Here is a 19246-nt window from a genome sequence, read left to right on the forward strand (position 1 = left end):
AAAGCAGTCACCTCATGCGTATCGCCACCCGCTTCGCCTCCCGCACGGCCGCCTCCTCCATGGTCGTCGCCGCCGCCCTCGCGCTCGTCGGCCTCCAGGCCACCGCGCAGACCGCCTCCGCCGCCACCGCGAAGGCCTCCTCGGTCGTCACCTGCACCACGGCGAACACCAAGCTGACCGTCACCCGGGTGTCCCGCCCGATCAACCACCTGCTGCTGAAGGCCACCAACACCGGCACCAAGCCCTGCTACGCCTACATCGCCCCCTTCCTCCGCGCCGGCGCCGACGCGCAGGCCCCGCTGGCGTGGGACGAGGAGTCCACGCCGCAGGCCGTGGTGACCCTCAAGCCCGGCAAGTCCGCGTACGCGGGCATCACCACGTCCACCCCCGAGGGCGAGGGCGGCGCCAAGGAGAAGACCCTGGGCGTCTTCTTCACCGACCGCAAGGGCAACGCGATCAACAAGGAGAAGACCCTGAAGCTCCCCGGGACCGGCATCTTCTTCAACAGCGCCGCCACCGTCACCTACTGGCAGGACAACGCCCAGGACGCCCTCGCCTGGTAACCGGCCGCGCAGGTTCTCGTCGGAGCCTTCTTGCCCGGCTGCTCCGTACGGCTGGTTCCGGTGGGGGTCTTGGTGAATTGGGCGTGTCCCGGTCGGAGGCTCTCGGGGTGAGCGGTAACGCGGTGTAACAGTCGTCTGGCCTGATCAGCGGGTTTTCAGGCTGCCCGCACGCCGACCGGACCAGAAGGAGTGGGATGAGCGAAACCCGAGAGGGGGACCCCTGTTGAACAGCCACGTTCAACGGCGGGTCCTCACCGTCGTCGGCAGCATGCTGCTCATGCTGCAGTCGCTCTTGATCGTCGGACCCGCCGCCCCCGCCTGGGCGGGTACCGACCGGAGTCTTGCCACCAACGGCAACGAGCCGCACAACGCCACCGTCAATCCCCGCAGGCCGAGCCAGGTCGCCGTGATGCAGGGATGCACCGTCCGCATCGACAACCACTTCGGCAAGGACGGCTTCCCGATCACGCGGACGTCGACCCTCCCCTGCTCGGGCGACCCCTCCCTCGCCTTCGACTCGCAGGGGCGGCTGTTCGTCGCCCATCTCTCCACGAGTTTCAACACCGCCCCCAGCTTCGGGGTGGGCGTCGCCCGGATCAACGACCTGACGACCCCGGGGACGCAGACGTACACGGCGACCCAGGTGAGCGCGAACAGCGCCGTCAACGACGACAAGCCCTGGCTGGTGGCCGACACCAACCCCGCCAGCCCGTACCGGGACAACCTCTACGTCGTCTGGTCGCACCTCGGCACCCCGTGGCAGATCCAGTTCTCCCGTCTCGTCAGCGGGACCACGGCGTGGTCGGCGCCGAGGGTCGTCTCCGCCGCCGGTGAGGGGAACGTATGGCCCTCCCACGCGGCCGTCGGCCCGAACGGCGACCTCTACGTCGCCTACCACGCCAACGGGTGCGTCGAGGGGACCGACGGACTGCCCGGCCAGGGCACCACACAGCTCCTGCGGGACGGCTCCGGCGGCGCCGGCTTCGCCGCCGGCACGGTCGAGCAGCGCACGACGGCGTTCGGCGCGGGGCAGGCCACCATCACCTGCAACGTGGTCAGCTCCCCCGGCGGGGACATCCCGGGGACCGACTTCTGGCTCCAGGGCAGCATGCAGCCGTGGGTCCTGGCCGACCCGGCCCGGCCGGGCAACGTGTACGTCGTCGCCAACGACGACCCGAACAACGTCTTCGCGAACGGCGACGACGCCGACGTCGTCATCGCCCGCTCCACGGACAACGGGCAGACCTTCACCCGGGGCCGGGTGGACCACGGACCGGGCCAGACCTTCGCCGTGATGCCCACCGCCCACATCGACCAGGACGGCAACGCCGTAGTCACCTGGTACGACAACCGCAGCGGCCGGCGCAATTTCGGCACCGGGCCGAACGGCACCAACAACTTCCTGCTGGAGCTCTACGGCACCACGAGCCGCGACGGCGGCCGGACCTGGACGCGGGACTTCCGGGTCAGCGACGCCCTCTTCGACCCCGACCGCAACGCCCCCTGCCGCTTCGCCTGCGGCGCCGGCTCCACCCAGCAGACCCTGCGCATCGGGGAGTACAACGGGCTGTGGGCGACCGACGGAATCGGCTACGCGAGCTGGACGGGCAACAGCACCCCGCCGACGGCCACCACCCCGGCCCAGGGCAACCAGACCACCTACTTCGACGTCTTCTCGCTGCTCGGGACCTTCCCCGACCGCTTCGAACCGAACGACTCGATCGACACCGCCGTAGCCACCGCGCTCGACACGCGCAACAGGGTCACCAGGCCGCGCCTGACCCTGCACAACGCGACCGACGTCGACTTCTTCCGGATCGAACCCCGCCGCACCGGGCACCTGCGGGCCGCGATCGCCGTCAACGAGGTGATCTCCGGGCTGCAGATCCGCGCATACGACAAGTTCGGCACCAAGGTGGCCACCGGAACCGTCGCCACCACCAGGCCGGGCAGTTCGACCAGCGGGCTCAGCATCCCAGTCGTCAAGGACCAGCCGTACTTCCTCGCGGTCAGCGACGCCGGAGTCGCCGACCCGACCAGTCCGGGTGACGCCTCGCCGACCGACCCGCCGCAGGCCACCTACGACCTCACCGTCGTCGACCACGCGGCCCCCGTGCCCTTCGGCCTCGACCTCGCCCGCAGGTCCGACTCGGGCCGCTACGACAACGACGACGTCACCAGGTTCGCCGGACCGGAGATCTTCCTCCGGGTCGACGACTCGGAGCTGCGGGCCGCGGGCATCCCGCTGTCGCCGCAGAACGCCACGGCCACCCTCGCCGACGACACCCCCGGCTACAAGGTGGCCGTGGAACGCGACGGACGGCTCGTCGGCTTCGCCCGGCCGGTGGACCCGGTCACCAGACCGGGGCTGTACCGGATCCGCCTGCGCCCCGTCCTGGCGAAGGGCGAGAACCAGATCACCGCGGAGGTGGTGATCGTCGACCGCTCCGACGACCCGGCCGTCCCCGGGGTCGCCCACGCCGTCGGTTCCGGGGCGGAGAGCACCCACCCCCTGCTGATCACCCTCGACACCACCGCGCCTAGGCGCCCGCACGCCCCTGACCTGCTGGCGTCCAGCGACACCGGCGACCACCGGGACAACATCACGTCGATGGGCAAGCCCGCCTTCCAGGGCCGGCGGGCCGAGCCCAACACCCTGGTCCGGCTGATCGCCGATCCGGCGGGCCGCGACCGCCCGGCGGTGGTCGGAACGGACACCGTCACCTCACGCGGTGCGTACGAGGTCGTCAGCGCCCCGCTCGATCTGGGCAGGTACGGCTTCTCCGTGCGGCTCGAAGACCTCGCGGGCAATGTCGGCCCGGCCTCCCCGCCCCTCAGGGTGACCATCACCAAGCGACCGCCCCCGGGCGGTGCGCACCACCCGAAACCCGGCCACCACAGCTGAGCGAAAGGCGCCCGGGGACATCAAGTCCCCGGGCGCCTTCGGCGGAACCGACTCACAGGCTGCAAAAGGGCCTTCACGAAAGCGCCTTGTAGCCGCTCCAGCCGCTCGCGATCCGTACCCGCGCCCCGAACGAGCCCTTTCCGTCGCCGTTGTTGCGCCACACCTTGCCGCCGGTGTCGCGGGAGACCAGGTCCGGGCGGCCGTCGCCGGTGATGTCGCCGACGCCGACGACCGCGTTGTACGAGCCGCCCCAGTTCGAGAACACCTTGACGCGGGCGGCGAAGGTGCCGTCGCCCTTGCCGTCGTAGCGGTAGAGGTTGTCGGACCTGTCCTGCGCCAGGAGGTCGGCCCTGCCGTCGCCGGTGAGGTCACCGGTGCCGACGATCCTCCGGTAGCCCTTCCAGTTGTCGTAGAGCTTGACGCGGGCGGCGAGCTTGCCGGTGCTCGTCCCCTTGTAGAGGTGGACCGCGCCGGTGGACGCGTTCCGCGCGATCAGGTCCGGGCGGCCGTCGCCACTCACGTCGCCGGGCGAGGTGAGCACGTCGTACTGGGTCCAGCCGCTGGTCCCGAGGGTGGTGTACGACGTCGACGGCTTGACCGCCTTCCCGCAGCCCGGCTTGTACAACCGGAGCGCGCCGCTGCCGTAGCGGACGAGGACGTCGTTGCAGCGGTCGCCGCTGAGGTCGCCGAAGGGGACCGCCATGACGGTCGTGGGCCAGCCGGTGCCCGGGTACGTGTCGCCGAACTTCCCCGTCCCCGTGCCGCTGTGGAAGGTCAGTGCGCCCGAGGAGTTCAAGGTGAGCAGGTCGCCGCGGCCGTCCGGGCCGTCGGGGCTGACGAAGTCGCGGCGCACCGGGGCGCCGCGCTGCAGGAAGCCCTCGCCGCTGGTCACGGTGTTCGCGGTGGCGGTGCCGAGGCCGGTCGCCCTCAGGGTCCAGGTGAAGTGGCCGTTGGGGAAGTAACTCCCGCTCGCCGTTGTGCCGTTCCAGGTCGCCGCCACCCGGGCCGGGGTCGCGCCGCCGGTGAGGGTGCGGGTGGCCCTGCCGTTCGCGCCGCTCTGGAGCGAGGTGAGGGTGAGCGACCAGGAGGTGACCGGGCGGGACAGCACCCAGCTGCCCTCGAACGGCGTTCCCGGGTCCGCGTAGCTGCCCGCCGACGTCCTGAAGGCCGTCACGGCGGAGGGGGCGATGCCCGTGGTGGTGACGTGGGTGCGCTCGTAGTCGTCGAACCAGCCGACCAGACCGGTGTACTCGTCGACCGTCCAGCGGTAACGGCGGTCCACGGTCAGGCCCTTGTCGGCCAGGCCGGAGGCGATCGTGCGGGTGGTGCCGGTGGCCGCCTCGGTGAGCACGAGCGTGTCGGCGGTGTGGTCGTGGCGGACGGTGAAGCCGTCGCCGAGCAGCACGTCGCCGGGGGTGACCGCCCTCGCCGTACCGGCCTTGGAGTCGTACACGCCCGCCGAGTCCGTCCCGCAGGCCCAGTACACCCAGCGGCCCGCCGCCTGCAGTTCGCTCGGCACGCAGGCCAGGCCCGGCACGGTCACCGTGGTGAGCGTCTTCTCCAGCGGGATGCTGTACGAGGTGAGCTTGCCGACGGTGGTGGTGGCGCTCCACAGGGTGGGGCCGTTCAGGGCGGCGGCGCGCACGGACCGCTTCAGCTTCTGGCCCTGGCCGAACTCGCCGACGTACTGGGCCGGGGCGGTGCCGCCGGAGTCGAAGACGGCGTAGCGGTCGGAGACGTCGACGATGTGGCCGCCCTGGCCGCCGAAGTCCAGGTCGTTGCCGCCGACTTCCGCCAGCCGGTCGTCGCCGAGGCTCTCGCCCTCGTCGGTGCCGCCGTTCGCGTCGAGGTAGACGTCCCGGGCGTCGAGGTTCCCCCACAGCGCCGAGCAGGTGGTGCCCTCGTACGGGCAGAGGGCCTGGTGGATCGAGCGGCTCGCGGTGGCCTCGGACGCCGTCAGCGTGGCGGAGCCGTCGGTGGTGAGGGTGCGCACGGAGGTGGTGTCCGCGGTGGCGGCCGGGTCGTCCTCGGCGACCCGCAGGCTGCCTCGGCCGAGCGCGATGCCCGTCTTGGCGTTCTCCACCGCCGGGGACTGCTGGACCTTCGTCAGCAGCGGTGTGCCGTCCGCGGCCTGGCTCACCCGCCGCACCCACCAGTCGGTGGCGTCGGTGCCGCCGGTGACCAGGGCGGTGCCGTCGCCGGCCGCCAGCGTGTAGGCGCCGGCGCTCTCCAGCAGGGTCCGCTGCACCGAGGGGTCGTCGACGCTGACGGCGAGCAGCCGGGAGCCGAGCGAGTCGGAGGACAGCGGGAGCAGCAGCCAGTCGCCGGCCAGGACCGGGTCGCCGTCGAGGATGCCCGGGTGCGCGGGCAGGGTGACGACCCGCTCGGCGGCGGTGAGGTCGGAGCGGGACTTCAGGTGCAGGGTGAAGGTGCTGGTGTCGTACCAGCCGACCCGGTCACCGCTCATCACGTAGTGGTCGGCGTCGCCGGCGCCGGTGAAGGCGACGGCGTTCACGGCCGCATCGACGTCGATGTAGTCGACGGACCCGCCCCGCGCCCACAGCACACCGTCGGAGTCCGCGGCGACGACCTCGTCGTCCTGGATGTTCGTCCACTCACCGGTCACCTTGCGGGTGCGCCACGCGCCGTCGGCCTTGTCGATCAGGGAGTAGCCGGTGACGATCGTGTCCCCGGCCAGGCCCCGGTAGTAGCCGTGGCTGGAACTCGCCCAGCTCACGCTCCCGGACGTGGCCGTGGCCGGGTCCCAGAGGGTGACGGACGAGGTGGTCAGGGCCGTCGGCAGGGCGACCAGGTCGCTGTCCGACCCGTACCAGGCCGTACGGCACTCGGAACCGAGGCCGGTGCAGCCGGTGTGCGGGGTGTAGACGCCCCCGGCGTTCTCGACGGTCACCGTCCGGCCGGTCGTGTAGTCGGTCCACAGCAGTCCGGCCCTGCCGGTCTGCCGGTGCAGGAAGCCGGTCCCGCCCGCGACGTACGGGCGGTCGGTGCGTGGTGTGGCGGAGCTCGGGTCGACCAGGGTGATCGCGGTGGTGTCGGCCTCGGTCGCTTCGGCCGAGCCCCCGCCCTCCGACAGGACGACGACGGACGCGGCCACGACGGCGAGCGCAAGCGAGGAGACGACGGCGGCCGGCCCGCCCCGTCTCAGGGCGTGTCTGCCCACGTGATGATCCCTCCCCCTCCGCGAGGGTCCACCGCCCTCGCACAAGTGGCCGGATCTTACCCGACTCTTACCTTCGTCAGTTCGCGTAGCCGGGGGCGACGCGGTCGACGAGCCGGAGCAGTGCCGACCAGGCGAGACCGGCGGCCTGCTCGTCCTGGAGATCGGATCCGTGGTCCTCGCCGGCCAGCTGACGGGCGGTGAGCTCGCAGACCTCGGGGGCGGGGAGGACGAGCTTCGCGCCGCCGGCCATGGCGGTGGTCTGCAGCTCGCAGGCCTTGTCCAGGTAGTACATGCGCAGGAACGCCTGGGCGGGGGTCTCGCCGACGGTCAGCAGTCCGTGGTTGCGCAGGATCATCGCCGGGTGGCCGCCGAGGTCGGCGACCAGTCGCCGCTGCTCGGCGAGGTTGAGGGCGACGCCCTCGTAGGAGTGGTAGCCGAGCCTGCCGTAGAACTCCATGGAGATCTGGTTGAGCGGGAGCAGGCCCTCCTCCTGGGCGGCGACCGCGCAGCCGGCCCGGGTGTGGGTGTGCAGGACGCAGTGGGCGTCCTCGCGGGCGGAGTGGATCGCGCTGTGGATGACGAAACCGGCCGGGTTGACGGGGTGCGGGCTCTCCTCGACGGGGTTGCCGTCGAGGTCGATCTTCACCAGGTTCGAGGCGGTGATCTCCTCGAAGAGCAGCCCGTAGGGGTTGATCAGGAAGTGGTGTTCGGGGCCGGGGAGCCGTACCGAGATGTGCGTGAAGATCAGGTCGGTCATCCGGAAGTGGGCCACCAGGCGGTAGACGGCGGCGAGTTCACGGCGCAGTCGGAGCTCGTCCGCGGAGGGGGTGGGCATGGGGGGCCTTTCAGCGAGGTACGGGCACGTGCGGGTGCTGTCGAATGCGGGGGTGGTCAGGCCGCGTTGAGTTCCGGAGCCACGGCCGGTGCCGGGGCCGGCTCGCCCGCCAGGCGGCGGCGCCAGGTCTCCAGGACCGACTCCTCGGTCGGCCGGGTCGCCACGCTGACGGCGACGTAGGCGACCAGGCTGGCGAGGAGGCCGTAGTAGATCGGCTCGTTGGCGAGCAGACCGTCGGTCACCATGAAGGTGATCACCGTCGTCCCGCCCGCGATCATCGCGGTCAGCGCGCCCGGCAGGTTGCCGCGCCGCCAGACCAGGCCGCCGAGGATCGGCACCAGCAGACCGCCGACGAGCAGGTTGTAGGCGACGGTGAGCGCCTCGATGACGTCCCCGAGGACACAGGCGATCGCCATGGCGACCACGCCGAGGACCGCGATGGCGAGCCGGTTGGAGCCGATCTCGTCATGGTCGGCCGACGGGGTACGGCGGCGCAGCCGGGCCCAGATGTCCTGGTTGGCCACGGTCGCGGAGGCGATCAGGGCGCCGCTGGCGGTGGACATCATCGCGGACAGGGCGGCGGCCAGGACCAGACCGCGGACGCCGGTCGGCAGGGCGTGCCGCACGATGGTGGCGAACGCCTGGTCGGCCTCGGCCAGGTTCGGGTAGAGGGCCTTCGTCGCCATCCCGATGAACGCGCCGGCCAGGGCGTACACCAGGCAGTAGACACCGGCGACCGTGCCGCCCCAGGCGGCGACCCGGTCGTTGCGGGCGGTGAAGACGCGCTGCCAAATGTCCTGCCCGATCAGCATGCCGAAGGTGTAGATCAGCACGAAGGTGACGATGGTCTGCCCGCCGATGGAGGTGAGCGAGAAGTAGCCGCCCGGCAGCCGGTCCGCCATGGCGCCGAAGCCGCCCGCCTTCACCACCGCGATCGGCAGCAGCAGCACGAGCACGCCGACGCTCTTCACGACGAACTGCACCATGTCGGTGAGCGTGATGGACCACATGCCGCCGAGCGCCGAGTAGCCGACGACGATCGTGCCGCCGACGACCACCGCGACCCAGCGCGGCACGTCGAACAGGACGTCGAAGACACTGGCGTACGCGATCGTCGAGGTCACCGCCAGCATCAGCGTGTAGACCCACATGACGACGCCCGAGATCACGCTCGCGGCGTCGCCGTAGCGCAGCGACAGCATCTCGGCGACCGTGTAGACGCGCAGCCGGGAGATGCGGGCCGAGAAGAAGACGCTCAGCGCGAGCAGTCCGAGGCCGATGGCGCCGACCATGGCGGCACCCGAGACACCGTAGGTGTAGCCGAGGCGCACCCCGCCGATGGTGGAGGCGCCGCCGAGGACGACGGCGGCCATGGTGCCGGTGTACATGAGCGGGCCGAGCCGGCGGCCGGCGACCAGGAAGTCGCTCTTGGAGGCGGCACGGCGTCTGCCCCACCAGCCGACAGCGATGATGCCGAGCAGGTAGGCGGCCATGACGAGATAGTCGACGGTCACGGGGACCTCCGGGGGAAGGGGAGGGAGCGGGGAGGTGGGGGGGTGACATGACCGTAGCGACGAGGTGTACTGGCCCTGAAGTGCCGCTTCTGTCCAATGTGGAGGCGTTCATTGGATGAAACCGCCCATGCCGAGCAGCCGTCCGTGCGCCTCGGCGTGCTCCTCGCCGACCCGGGCCTCGGTCTCACCCAGGTCGCCGGGCCGCCGGCCGAGGACCGTACGGTCGGCACGGTCGGCACCACGGAGCTGGAGGACCCCACGCCCTACCTGGTCGGCGGCGAGTTCCTCCTCACCTCGGGCGTGCGGCTGCCGGACGACGCGGACGGCATCGACACCTACGTACGACGGGTGGTCGCCGCCGGGGTCGCCGCGCTCGGCTTCGGCGTGGCCCCCGTGCACGCCGAGGTGCCGCCCGCGCTCGTCCGCTCCTGCGACCGGCACGGTCTCCCGCTCCTGCGGCTCCCGCCCGCCACCCCGTTCGTCGCCGTCGGGCAGGCCGCCTACGCGGCGATCGCCGCGTCCCGCAACCGGGAGCTGCGGGAGATCTCCCGGGCCCAGTCGGCGCTGGCCTCGGCCGCCGCCCGCCCGGACGCCCTCCGGTCCGTCCTCGGCCAGCTCGCCGCCCACACCGGAGCGTGGTCGGTCCTGTACGACGCGCAGGGCACCGAACTCCTCTCGGCGGGCCACCGGCCCGCCTCCGCCCACCTGCTGCGCGACCTCGCCGTCCGCACGCTGCGGCGGGACGCCGGCCCCACGGCGGCGGCGGTCCACGACGCCGACCTGGGCGTCCACCTCACCGTCCACACCCTGCCGGCCGGCGACGGGCGTACGACCGCCGCGACGCTGGCGCTGGGCCAGGCCGCCGCCACTCCCCCGACCGTCGTGCACCGCCAGGTGACCGGCACGGCGACGGTCCTGCTGGCCCTGCTGACCAGCCCGCGGCACGCCCTGAGCACCGACACCCACAGCATCGGGGCACTGGTCCTGCTCATGCTCGGCGCCACCCCCGTCGAGGTCGCCCCGGCCCTGATTCCCGGCGACGGGTGGGTGGCGGGCGGGTCGGTGGCGGGCGGTCACTGGGTAGTGGTTCACGGCCGCCGCCGCGACGGCGCCCCCGCCACCGCCGGTCCGGCTCAGCTGGCGACCCTCTCCGGCCTGTTGGGCACCCCGTACGTGCACATCGACGGCCCCGCGCTCAAGGCGCTGGTCCCCTGCGCCGCCGACGCCGGGCCCAGGGTCGCCGACCGGGCGGCCGACCTCGGCTGGACCCTCGGCTACAGCGCACCGGCGACCGCGGGCGACCTGCCGCACGCCGACATCCAGGCCGGACGCGCCCTGCAACGCGCCCTCGCGACCGGGACACCAGCCGTCGTCCACACCACCGACCCCCTCACCCTCCACGCGCTCGTCGCACCGGCCGACGCCCGCGACCTCGCCCGCACCCGCTTCGCCCCGCTGGACGAGGCCGGTCCGCCGGGCGCCCCGGTCCTCCTCGGCACCCTGCGCACCTGGCTCACCCTGCACGGCAGCTGGGACCGCACCGCGACGGTCCTGGGGGTCCACCGCAACACCGTCCGCCACCGCCTGACACGGGTGGCGGACCTCCTCGACCTCGACCTCCAGGACCCCGGCACCCGCATGGAACTCTGGTTCGCCCTGCAATGGCTGCCGGGCGAGGCACCGCACCAGCGCCCCTGAGGAACACCGTGTTCTATGACGTCGGTCACGGCTCTCCACCACCTCACCGGCGCGCTTAGTAGACACGACGAGGCGGACATTTGGTTATTTGTCCGTCTTGTTTGAGATGTGATCCTCGGCGCGCGTCCCGGAACTCCGCCCACCCGGCTCGTGCGCCCGATTCCCAGTGGGGCAAGACATCTGACGCCGCGACAGTTCCTCCCTTTCGCCGCCCCGCGCGGACCGGAGACCCGCGCACCGCCCCGGCCGGGTTCCGGGACCTACGAGGCGACGTAGTGGCAGGGACCCTTTGCGCTCCCTGTGGAGCCGTTCTAAGAATGTCGACCCACAGGACGTCGCCGCAGTTCGGAACCGGTGTTCACGCAGGGTCCACCCCGCACCGGCGCTCGGCGTCACCGAGTGAGGAGGAGCCCCCCACATGAACTCGTCCCGAACGTCCCCGAGACTCTTGGCTCTCGGCCTGGGCCTGGCCTCCAGCGTGCTGGGCGCGGCGGTGCCGGCGAGCGCCCAGACGGCCACCGCCGCCCCGTCCGCCGCCACCGTCCCGTCCGCCGCCGCCACCTCCGTGGCGCGGTACGACGGGTCGACCGAGGAGGCCGCGGACAACAAGGCGTTCTTCCAGGCCGTGCTCAAGTCGGTCGCCGAGCGGCGCGCGGCCCAGCCGGGCGCGCAGGCGGTGACCGTCTACTACAACACCTCCCACGCCCCGAGCTTCCGTTCGCAGATAGCGAGCGCGGCCGCCATCTGGAACAGCTCCGAGTCCAACGTCAAGCTGCAGGAGTCGTCGAGCGGCGGCGACTTCTCCTACTACGAGGGCAACGACTCCCGCGGCTCCTACGCCTCCACCGACGGCCACGGAAGCGGCTACGTCTTCATCGACTACACCCAGAGCCGGCAGTACGACTCGATCCGCGTCGCCAGCCACGAGACCGGGCACGTGCTGGGCCTGTCGGACGACTACGGCGGCCCGTGCAGTGAGCTGATGTCGGGCGGCAGCGCCGGCACGTCCTGCACCAACCGCTACCCGAACGCCGCCGAGCGCGCACGGGTCGACCAGCTGTGGGCCACCGGACTCGCACAGGGCACGGGCACGAGCGCAGGCACGGGAACGGGTGCCGGTACCGGCACGGGCACGGGCACGGGCCAGCCGGGCACCGCACCGCAGGTACCGACCCTGATACCGGGCGGCGTCGCGTGGGGGCTGCTGACCGGCTCGCCCTGGGGCTGACCGGGATCCGCGGAACGGTTCGGTGTCCGCCCGCGTCCCCCCTCTCCGGAGCACGGTGGCCGTGTTCCGGAGAGGGGGGACCGGGTGCGTACGAACGGCTTCGCCGGGTGGACCAGGCGCTTCGAGGCGGAGCGCGAGCGCAGACGTGCCCAGGGTGATCCGGACTGGAGCCGGAAGGCGACGCTGCATCCGGCGGTGTGGGCCGGCATCCAGCGGTTCCAGGTCGGCGAGGACGGCGACGGCGCCAACCTCGTCGGCAAGGCGGACCAGGCCGGGGACGCCGACTACGCACAGGCGGTCCGGCTCTTCGTCGCCGAGGAACAGAACCACGCCCGGCTGCTGGCCGGGCTGCTGGCCGCGGGAGGCGTGCCGACGCTGACCGGGCACTGGAGCGACACGGTCTTCGTCCGGCTGCGGCGTCTCCTGGGCCTGCGCATGGAGCTGCTGGTGCTGATGATCGCAGAAGTGGTGGCGCTGCGGTACTACCGGGCACTGCGCGACGGCACCGACGACCCGCTCACCACGGACGTGGCGGAGCGGATCCTCTCCGACGAGCAGCGCCACGTCCCGTTCCACTGCGAACGGCTGCACGCCTCGCTCGCCGAGCTGCCCCGCGCCGTTCGCCGCCCGGTGATGGCCCTGTGGCGCCTGCTGCTGCTCGCGGTCTGCCTCGTCGTCGCCATCGACCACGGCCCGGCACTGCGCCGGCTCGGCATCGGGCGCCCGCGCTTCGTGAACGACGTCATGGCCTCGTCCCGCACGGTGGTCTCCGCGGTACTGCTGCCCCGCCCGGCTGCGCACCCGGACGCGCACCCGGTTCGGTTCGGGTGAGCCGGCCCGCGGGTCGTCATGTGATCGGCGCCACAGAGACGGCGGCTGCCGGGCGGACAGGGCTGGTCGTGGAACTTTCCCTGCGTGAGCGGATACGCGCCGGCGATCCGGAGGCCTTCGCCGAACTGTTCGGCGCGCATGCCCGGGCCGTCTACGGTCATGCCGCCCGGCTGTCGGCGGACCGGAGCACCGCGGAGGACGTGGTGTCCCTGACCTTCCTGGAGGCCTGGCGGCTCAGGGAGAAGCTGAGACCCGAGGCCGCGCCCCCGGACGAGGACACCGGAACACCCAAGGACGAGGACACCGGAACACCCGGAGGCGACGGGCTGCGTCCCTGGCTGTACGGCATCGCCACCAACGTGCTGCGCAACACGCGCCGCGCCGCCCGCCGGCACAGTGCCGCACTCGCCCGGCTCCCCGGCCGCCCGGCGGACCACGACACCCTGCCGGACTTCGCCGACGGTCTGGTCGGCCGTCTGGAGGACGCCGAGCGACTCGCCGCCGCGCGCACCGCGCTCGGCCGGCTGCGCAGGGCCGAGCGGGAGGTGTTCGCGCTGTGCGTCTGGTCGGGGCTGAGCTACGCGGCCGCGGGCGAGGCCCTCGGTGTGCCGACGAGCACCGTACGGTCGCGGCTCGCCCGGGCGAGGCAGCGGCTAAGGGCCCTGTCGGAGGCGGAGTTGGCGCGGCGGAACCGTCCACCCCGGCAGGAGACACCGGGACGCGGTCGGCGCACCGGACAGGTACCGGGTGGCCGTCCCGAAACGGCCCGGTCGACACAGGAGAGGCACGGATGAACCCCGTAGAGCGCGCGGAGCGCGAGGAACTGGCCAGGCTGCTGCCGAGCCCGGGTGACCCGGTCCTGCCGAACGACCGCCACGACCTGCTGAAGGACCATCTGATGGCAGAGCTGACCGCGCAGGCCGCACCACTCCCCGAGACCGCGACGGCACCCGGCCGACGGGCGCGTGCCCCCCGCCGCCGGTTCGCCGTCGTCGCCGTACCCCTCGCCACGACGGCGGCGGTCGTCGCCGCGGTCCTCGCCGGCACCGCCGGGTCCGGGACCGCCACGCCCGACGCGGACGCGGCCGGCCTCCTCAACCGCATCGCCGAGGTCGCCGCCGCGCGGCGGACCGTGCCCGTCAGGGACGACCAGTACGTCTACGTCAGCACTCAGGGCGCCATGACGTTCTCGAAGGACGACGTCCGGATCATGCGCGTGACGGAGTGGACCGCCGTAGACGGCCGGCGCGCGGGACTGCGCCGGTTCGACGTGCTGGTGGGTCCCCCGTTCCGGCCCCGGGACCCGCTGTCCGCGTACTCCAAGGGCACGCACGACATGAAGCTGTACCCCGACCCGAACGTCACCGCCTTCCGCACGCTCCGGTCGCTGCCCACCGACCCCGACGCCCTGCTGGCGAAGATCTACGCCGACACGAAGGGAGAGGGGCAGACCAGGGAGAGCGCGGCACTGGAGAAGATCGGCGACCTGCTGCCCGACGCCGAGCTCCTGCCCGACCTGGACGCCGCGCTCTACCGCGCCGCCGCGAAGATCCCGGGCGTCTCGGTCGTGCCCCACGCCAAGGACTACACCGGCCGCACCGGCATCGGCCTGACCTTCAAGGAGCGCGACAGCCGCACGGTCTGGGTCTTCGACACCAAGTCCCTCGACTTCCTGGGCACGCCGGACGAGGCACTGCTGGCCGTCGGGGTCGCCGACAAGGCAGGCGGGACACCGACCGGATGAACCCCCTCCGGACCCCCACCACGAATGCGCCTGAGTAAATCTTCGATTGACAAGAGTGCATTTGATTCATGTGACCGCAGACCTTTGACTATGACTGTCGAGGCGAGGGGAGAAAGATCATGAATACGTACGACGGACTGCTGGACTCCGTGGTGGAGGCGGCGAACCGGGGAGCCGACTTCCTGAAGGCCAGGTTCGACCCGCGGGCGAGGCCCGCGGACCGGGCCGCCATGTACGACCTGGGCTCCGGTCTGGAGGCGGGCTCGGTGGCCGCCGTGCGCGAGGTGCTGGACGGGGTCCTGCCGGGCGCCGGGTGGTTCGACGACGAGGCGGAGCGGAACCTGCCGCCCGGGGAGTGGTGGATCGTCGACGGCGCGGAGGGCGGCGTCAACCACGTGCACGGCCTGCCGGAGTGGGCGGTGACGATCGCGCTGGTCAAGGACGGCGTCCCGCAGCTCAGCGTCGTACGGCAGCCGGTCGACGACCTGACCTACACGGCCGTCAGGGGCACGGGCGCGTGGCGCAACGGCGAGCCGCTGCGGGTGTCTTCCAAGACCGGCCTGGACGCGGCGATCGCCGGTGCCAGCCAGGCCGGCAACAGCCCCGGGACGCACGCCAGGTTCGGCCGGGCGGTCGCGGCGATGTCGGACCGCGCGCTGCTGGTGCGCAACACCGTCCCGACGACGTTCCCGCTGCTCAGGGTCGCCTCCGGGCAGTCCGACATCTTCTGGCAGTACGAGCCCGACCTGCCCGGCACGGCCGCGGGCACCCTGCTGGCCACCGAGGCCGGCGCCCTCGTCAGCGACCTGTCGGGGAAGCCGTGGGATCTGAACAGCCCGGACATCCTGGTCGCGGCCCCCGGCGTGCACGCCGCCGCGCTGGAGGTGCTGTCGTCATGACGCTGACCGTCCTGGGCGCCTCCGGCGGCGTCGGTACCGAACTCACCCGGCAGGCCCTCGACCGCGGCGAGGAGGTCGTGGCGATCTGCCGGCACCCCGACCGCATCGCGCTCCCGAACTCACCCCGGCTGACCCGCGTGGCCGCCGACGTCCTCGACACGGAGGCGATCGCCCGGGCGCTGGACGGCCGCGACACGGTGCTGTCCGCCCTCGGCACGGGCGACGGGGAGAAGCCCGGCGTGCTCACCGCCGGTGCCCGGGCGATCGTCGCGGCCGCACCGGCCCGGGTCGTGTCCGTCGGCGCCCTCGGCACCGGACGGTCGGCGAAGGCCGCCGGGTGGCTGACCCGCACGCTGGTCGGCGTGTTCCTCCGCGCCGAACTCGACGACAAGGTCGGCGCGGACGAGACGATCCTGGCCGCGGGCGGCACGGTCCTGCACGTCGGCCCGATGTCCGACGGACCGGTCAGCGCCACCTGGCGCAGCGTGTCCCTCGACGGGGTACCGCGGCGGATCTTCCCGGCCGGCGTCAGCAGGGCCACCGTCGCCGCCGCGATGCTCGACGCCGCGGACACGGGCCCGCACGGCCGGATCCTGGTCCCGCTCGCACGCTGACCGCCCCGCCCGCCCCGCCCTACTGCGCCAAGGCCTCCGCCAGCGCCGTACGGCAGTGCCCGCGCAGCCAGGTGTGCTCGGGGTCCGTGTCGTACCGGCTGTGCCAGGCGAGCACCACCGGCGCGGCGGGCAGGTCCAGGTCGAGGTCGTGGATGCGCAGCCCGAGATCGTCCCGGGTCCGCGCGCACAGATGACGGGCGACCACCACGACGGTGTCGCTGTGCGCGGCGGCCTGCAGCGCGAGCGCGGCCGTGGGCAGTGCCGCCACGACCCTGCGCTCCAGTCCGCGCTCGGCGAGCAGTTCGTCGAGCCCGTCGCGCAGCCGGCCGCGCCGCGAGACGATGACGTGCGACGCGGATGCGAACCGTTCCAGGGTGAAGTCCTCCTCCAACGGGTGGCCGGCCCGGAACACCGCGACGAGCCGGTCGTGTCCCACGATCTCGTGGCTGATCTCCGGTGCCGCGGGCACCGTCGCCCCCACCTCCAGGTCGACGTGCCCGCGCGCCAGGCCGGGCGTGTCCACCGCCGGCTCCGGCAGGAACCGCAGGTTCAGCCCCGGCGCCTCGACCGCGGCCCGGGTGAGCAGCGCCGGATACAGCGCCCCGATCAGCGCGTCGTGCCCCTGCACGGTGAACGTCCGCCGCAGCGCGGCCAGGTCCAACTCCTGCGCGGGCCCCAGCAGTTCGTTCGCCCGCTGCACCAGCGCCCGCACCTCGTCGCGCATCGCCACGGCCCGTGGCGTGGGCGTCATCGTGCGCCCCGTACGGACCAGGATGTCGTCCCCCGTCGACCGCCTGATCCTGGTCAGCGCCCGGCTCAGCGCGGGCGCGGACAGATGGAGACGGTCGGCCGCCGCCTGCACGCTGTTCTCTTCCAGCAGCGCGTCGAGCGCGGTCAGCAGGTTCAGGTCCACCCGCACCAGCGTAGAGCCATGGAGCCGACCGCCCTGCGGCGACGTACCCCTTCGCGAGAGGTACGGGAAAGTTACGAAGAGCCGTACGAAGTGGTAACAGGAGGCAACCGCGCGGGTGTTGGCGCAGTCCACACCATCATGAGGATCTCTTTCCTGCTGCACAACGGCTACGGGATCGGAGGCACCATCACCACCACCTTCAACCTGGCCCGGGCGCTGGCCGAACGGCACGAGGTGGAGATCGTCTCCGTACTGCGTCACCGGGAGCGCCCGAACCTCGACCTGGACCCGCGGGTGCGGCTGCGGCCGTTGGTCGACCTGCGGCACGAGAACGAGCACGCGTTGCATCTCAGGCCGGCCCGGGTGTTCCCGCGCGCCGAGTACCGGTACGGGCAGTACAGCGAGTTGACCGACCGGCGGATCGGCGCGTGCCTGGCCGGCATCGACGCCGACGTGGTGATCGGGACCCGGCCCGGGCTGAACGTGCACCTCGCGCTCCAGGCTCCGCGGCACGTCGCCCGCATCGGGCAGGAGCACCTCACCCTGGACAACCACTCGCCCCGGCTGCGGACGGCGCTGCGCCGTGCCTACCGCGGGCTCGACGTGGTCACCACGGTGACGGAGGCCGACGCCGCCGCCTACCGGCGCAAGATGCGGCTGCCCGGCATACGGGTACGGGCCCTCCCGAACAGCGTGCCGGATCCCGCGCTGCCCGCCGCGGACGGCACGTCGAAGGTGGTCGTCGCGGCGGGCCGGCTGGTCCCGGTCAAGCGCTACGACCTGCTCATCGAGGCGTTCGCCGCCGTCGCCGCCGAGCACCCCGACTGGCGGCTGCGCATCTACGGCAGGGGCGAGGAGCGCGACCGGCTACGGCGGCTCATCTCGGAACTCGGCCTGTGGGACAACGTGTTCCTGATGGGCGCGGCGACACCGATGGAGGCGGAGTGGGTCAAGGGGTCGATCGGTGCGGCATCGTCCGACTTCGAGCCGTTCGGCATGACGATCGTCGAGGCGATGCGCTGCGGGCTGCCGGTGGTGAGCACGGACTGCCCGTACGGCCCCGGCGAGATCATCGCGGACGGCGTCGACGGCCGGCTCGTGCCCGTCGGGGACCGGGAGGCGCTGGGTGCGGCCCTGCTGGAACTCGTCCGTGACGACGAGCGGCGCCGCCGCGCGGGCCGGGCGGCCCTGGAGAACGCGCGCCGGTTCGCTCCCGGGCCGGTTGTCGGGCAGGCCGAGCAACTGATCTCCGAGGCGGTCTCGGCGCGCAGGGCGGGCCGCCGGGTCGTACGAGAACGCACCCGCGTGCGCCGTGTCCTGTCCGGCCACGGCTTCGCCGCCCGCGACGCCGCGCACTCCGCGTACTCCGCGGCCGACGACATGCGGCGGCGCGCACTGCGCAGGAGGCAGCGGTGAGTACCGAACCGCACGTGGACTGCACGGTCGACGCCGAAGGCCGGATCACCTTCGCCCTGCCGCCCGGACCGGCCGAGGGCGAGGAGCGGTTGCTGTTGCGGCTGCGGCCGAAGAAGGGGCAGCCCGAGAAGGTCCTGCACGTCCTCGATCTGGAGCCGGCCGCGGACGGTCGCCGACGCGCCGTCCTGGGCCCGGAGCCCGTCCTCGCGGAAGGCCGCTGGGACGTCTATCTGCTCGGCGGACCAGGGGCGCCGCGACGCGAGCGGCTGCGCCCGGGGCTGCGCGATCTGCGGGCCCTCGTCGACGGACACCTGCGCGAGCGGCCCTCCCCGCTGGCCGTGCGCATCCCCTACGTCACCAAGGACGGCCATCTCACGGTCCGGGCCTGGCTGCGCCCCGCCCACGCGGAGGCCGACGGCATCGACGTCACGGACCGCTCAATGACGGTGACCGCACGCCTGCACGGCACGTCCCTCCGGAGCGGGGCCACCGTGCAACTGCGCCTGCGCGGAAGCGGCGGCACGGTACGAACCCTGCGGCCACGGCCACGGCCAGCACCCGAGGACCGCGCCTTCTCCTTCACCCTCACCCACCAGGAGTTGGCCGAGTTGGCCGAGGCCACGGGCTCCGCAGGCGGCGTCTGGAACGTCTTCGTCCGGCCCGCCCCCGAGACTCCCTTCATCCGCGTCGCCCGCCTCCTCGACGACGTGGCGGACCGCAAGGACGTCTTCGTCTACCCGTCGGTCGATGCCGCGGGCGCCCTGGTACGGCCCTACTACACGGTGGACAACGACCTCTCGGTCGAGGTGACGCGTACCGGCTGAGGTCGCACAGCGCGAAATACCGCCCACAGGGGGCGGGTTCGCGCCGCGCGCCTGCCTCTGCCGCTGATCTGTGACCGAGTC

At 72.6% G+C, this 19246-nt stretch carries 15 protein-coding genes; 11 read left to right on the plus strand and 4 right to left on the minus strand.

Going from position 1 to position 19246, the window contains the following annotated elements; translation table 11 throughout:
* Positions 1 to 14: 14 nt before the first annotated feature.
* Positions 15 to 563, plus strand: coding sequence for a DUF4232 domain-containing protein (locus ACGFZS_RS08245; RefSeq protein WP_393794420.1), 549 nt, complete (start codon positions 15 to 17; stop codon positions 561 to 563).
* A gap of 223 nt (positions 564 to 786) precedes the next feature.
* The gene (locus ACGFZS_RS08250) at positions 787 to 3468 is read left to right on the plus strand and encodes an Ig-like domain-containing protein (RefSeq protein WP_393794421.1); all 2682 of its coding nucleotides are present in this window, start codon (positions 787 to 789) and stop codon (positions 3466 to 3468) included.
* A 73-nt stretch (positions 3469 to 3541) separates the two neighbouring features.
* Here ACGFZS_RS08250 and ACGFZS_RS08255 read toward each other — a convergent pair whose 3' ends face one another.
* From ACGFZS_RS08255 to ACGFZS_RS08265, 3 genes are all read right to left on the minus strand, one after another.
* Positions 3542 to 6649 carry an FG-GAP-like repeat-containing protein gene (locus tag ACGFZS_RS08255; protein WP_393794422.1) on the minus strand — a complete coding sequence of 1036 codons (3108 nt, stop codon included), beginning with the start codon at positions 6647 to 6649 and terminating at the stop codon, positions 3542 to 3544.
* Between the two features lie 76 nt (positions 6650 to 6725).
* Positions 6726 to 7484 carry a class II aldolase/adducin family protein gene (locus ACGFZS_RS08260; RefSeq protein ID WP_393794423.1) on the minus strand — a complete coding sequence of 253 codons (759 nt, stop codon included), beginning with the start codon at positions 7482 to 7484 and terminating at the stop codon, positions 6726 to 6728.
* Between the two features lie 56 nt (positions 7485 to 7540).
* Positions 7541 to 8998 (minus strand): sodium:solute symporter, encoded by a 1458-nt coding sequence (locus ACGFZS_RS08265; RefSeq protein WP_393794424.1) that lies wholly within the window; start codon positions 8996 to 8998, stop codon positions 7541 to 7543.
* A 111-nt stretch (positions 8999 to 9109) separates the two neighbouring features.
* Between ACGFZS_RS08265 and ACGFZS_RS08270 the strand changes: the two genes are divergently transcribed.
* The 7 genes from ACGFZS_RS08270 to ACGFZS_RS08300 all read left to right on the plus strand — a co-directional run bounded on the left by ACGFZS_RS08270 (position 9110) and on the right by ACGFZS_RS08300 (position 16012).
* Positions 9110 to 10696: a PucR family transcriptional regulator ligand-binding domain-containing protein gene (locus tag ACGFZS_RS08270; protein WP_393794425.1), complete on the plus strand. Its 1587-nt coding sequence runs from the start codon at positions 9110 to 9112 to the stop codon at positions 10694 to 10696.
* Positions 10697 to 11114: 418 nt separating this feature from the next.
* Positions 11115 to 11924, plus strand: coding sequence for a snapalysin (gene snpA, locus ACGFZS_RS08275; protein WP_393794426.1), 810 nt, complete (start codon positions 11115 to 11117; stop codon positions 11922 to 11924).
* 84 nt (positions 11925 to 12008) lie between these two features.
* Positions 12009 to 12755: a ferritin-like domain-containing protein gene (locus tag ACGFZS_RS08280; protein WP_393794427.1), complete on the plus strand. Its 747-nt coding sequence runs from the start codon at positions 12009 to 12011 to the stop codon at positions 12753 to 12755.
* Between the two features lie 68 nt (positions 12756 to 12823).
* Positions 12824 to 13549 carry an RNA polymerase sigma factor gene (locus tag ACGFZS_RS08285; RefSeq protein WP_393794428.1) on the plus strand — a complete coding sequence of 242 codons (726 nt, stop codon included), beginning with the start codon at positions 12824 to 12826 and terminating at the stop codon, positions 13547 to 13549.
* Positions 13546 to 14499 (plus strand): CU044_5270 family protein, encoded by a 954-nt coding sequence (locus ACGFZS_RS08290; protein ID WP_393794429.1) that lies wholly within the window; start codon positions 13546 to 13548, stop codon positions 14497 to 14499. Before ACGFZS_RS08285 ends, ACGFZS_RS08290 begins: the two co-directional genes overlap by 4 nt.
* A 119-nt stretch (positions 14500 to 14618) precedes the next feature.
* Positions 14619 to 15398, plus strand: a complete 780-nt coding sequence (locus ACGFZS_RS08295; RefSeq protein ID WP_393794430.1) for an inositol monophosphatase family protein — start codon at positions 14619 to 14621, stop codon at positions 15396 to 15398.
* On the plus strand, positions 15395 to 16012 hold the full coding sequence (locus ACGFZS_RS08300; protein ID WP_393794431.1) for an NAD(P)-dependent oxidoreductase: 618 nt from the start codon (positions 15395 to 15397) through the stop codon (positions 16010 to 16012). Before ACGFZS_RS08295 ends, ACGFZS_RS08300 begins: the two co-directional genes overlap by 4 nt.
* A gap of 19 nt (positions 16013 to 16031) precedes the next feature.
* On the opposite strand, the gene ACGFZS_RS08305 is transcribed toward ACGFZS_RS08300, so the two are convergent.
* A complete protein-coding gene (locus tag ACGFZS_RS08305) occupies positions 16032 to 16925 on the minus strand; it encodes a LysR family transcriptional regulator (RefSeq protein ID WP_393794432.1) in 894 nt (297 codons plus the stop codon).
* Positions 16926 to 17063: 138 nt separating this feature from the next.
* Here ACGFZS_RS08305 and ACGFZS_RS08310 point away from each other — a divergent pair, with 138 nt between their 5' ends.
* Positions 17064 to 18341, plus strand: coding sequence for a glycosyltransferase family 4 protein (locus tag ACGFZS_RS08310; protein WP_393794433.1), 1278 nt, complete (start codon positions 17064 to 17066; stop codon positions 18339 to 18341).
* Positions 18338 to 19165, plus strand: a complete 828-nt coding sequence (locus tag ACGFZS_RS08315; RefSeq protein WP_393794434.1) for a hypothetical protein — start codon at positions 18338 to 18340, stop codon at positions 19163 to 19165. Before ACGFZS_RS08310 ends, ACGFZS_RS08315 begins: the two co-directional genes overlap by 4 nt.
* The last annotated feature ends 81 nt before the right edge of the window (positions 19166 to 19246 follow it).

The sequence above is a fragment of the Streptomyces sp. NPDC048288 genome, from assembly GCF_043201555.1.
GTDB lineage: Bacteria > Actinomycetota > Actinomycetes > Streptomycetales > Streptomycetaceae > Streptomyces.

Bases quoted from the DNA above. Each gene is read 5' to 3' on its own strand.
- ACGFZS_RS08245 (WP_393794420.1), top strand. From the start codon at position 15: ATGCGTATCGCCACCCGCTTCGCCTCCCGCACGGCCGCCTCCTCCATG.
- ACGFZS_RS08260 (WP_393794423.1), bottom strand. From the start codon at position 7,484: ATGCCCACCCCCTCCGCGGACGAGCTCCGACTGCGCCGTGAACTCGCC.
- snpA (WP_393794426.1), top strand. From the start codon at position 11,115: ATGAACTCGTCCCGAACGTCCCCGAGACTCTTGGCTCTCGGCCTGGGC.
- ACGFZS_RS08290 (WP_393794429.1), top strand. From the start codon at position 13,546: ATGAACCCCGTAGAGCGCGCGGAGCGCGAGGAACTGGCCAGGCTGCTG.
- ACGFZS_RS08295 (WP_393794430.1), top strand. From the start codon at position 14,619: ATGAATACGTACGACGGACTGCTGGACTCCGTGGTGGAGGCGGCGAAC.
- ACGFZS_RS08300 (WP_393794431.1), top strand. From the start codon at position 15,395: ATGACGCTGACCGTCCTGGGCGCCTCCGGCGGCGTCGGTACCGAACTC.
- ACGFZS_RS08310 (WP_393794433.1), top strand. From the start codon at position 17,064: ATGAGGATCTCTTTCCTGCTGCACAACGGCTACGGGATCGGAGGCACC.